We start from the raw sequence: 1,160 nt of genomic DNA, 5'->3' as shown, positions 1-1,160 counted from the left end.
GTGACAACGACCAGGTCGACTCCAGTGGTGAGACGTCGGGCAACCCGTTCCCGGCCGTCGAGGTCACCCCGAAGGGTGCGGGTCAGAACGATCACGGTGCCGACTTCGGGTTCACCAACCCGCAGGCGGACCTGTCCGTGATCAAGATCGGTCCGGCGAAGGTCGGTCCGGGTGAGGACATCGAGTACCAGATCATCGTCACCAACAACGGGCCGAACACCGCGACCCGCTGGACGGTCACCGACCCGCTGCCCGACGGGGTCACCAACGCCCGTACCTCCAACGCCGACTGCGGTATCGCCGCCGGCACCCTGACCTGCTCCGGTGGTCCGCTGGCCGTCGGTGAGAGCCACACCATCACCGTCCGCGCCAACGCGCCGATCCCCGAGCAGACCGTCACGCTGAAGAACTGCGTCAAGGTCGAGGGTACGGAGCCCGACCCCAACATGGACAACAACAACTCCTGCGTGCCGACCGAGGTTCCCCCGGTCCCGGTCATCGACCCGGCCATCGGTGGCGCGGCCGCCGTGGCCGCCCTCGGCGGCTTCCTCCTGATCCGCCGCCGCCGCGGCAACACCTCGGCGACGGCGGTGTGACAACCGCCTGAGCAACACCACCAAGGGATACAGGGCCCTCGGGCACCGGAGCGAAGCCGTACGGCTTCCCCTGGCGCCCGGGGGCCCGCGCCCACAGTGTCGGGACGTGGAGGGGACGTCCCGGGGCTTCGTGATCGTGACGGACACGAGCGAGGCGTTCCGAGCTGGGGTCGTCGTGATGGCCATCCTGCTGGGCCCGTGCGGACATCGCGCGGGCCCAGTGGTCGGTGGGGCCGGCCCTGCGGGCCGAACGCCTCGGGCGCGGAGGTGTCGCGACGGAGGCGCCTTCGGCCGTCACCGACAGCCGCGGAAGATCGTTCTCAGCCCGGGTTCGCAAGCCCCCGGCCCATCCGGGCCGAACAGCGGTACCACTACAGGAAGAACAGATGCCCCGCTTCAGTGTCATCGTGCCCGTCTTCAAGGTCCAGGGTTATCTACGCGAGTGTCTCGACTCGGTCCTGGAGCAGTCGTACGCCGACTTCGAGGTGATCGCGGTGGACGACTGCTCGCCGGACGGCTGCGGTGCGATCCTCGACGAGTACGCGGCCCGCGACCCGCGCGTCA

General features: G+C 69.4%; 2 protein-coding genes. Both read left to right on the top strand.

Annotated features, from left to right (window positions below):
* Positions 1 to 596, top strand: a 596-nt coding sequence (locus tag CTZ28_RS46285; RefSeq protein WP_147481313.1) for a DUF11 domain-containing protein, incomplete at its 5' end; no start/stop codon positions are given.
* 386 nt (positions 597 to 982) lie between these two features.
* On the top strand, positions 983 to 1,160 hold a 178-nt coding region (locus CTZ28_RS46280; RefSeq protein ID WP_121895948.1), incomplete at its 3' end, for a glycosyltransferase family 2 protein.

It is taken from the genome of Streptomyces shenzhenensis (assembly GCF_003688995.1).
In the GTDB taxonomy this organism is placed as follows: domain Bacteria; phylum Actinomycetota; class Actinomycetes; order Streptomycetales; family Streptomycetaceae; genus Streptomyces; species Streptomyces shenzhenensis_A.
Note: the sequence above shows the minus strand (reverse complement) of the source record. Positions and strands in the feature narration are given on the sequence as shown.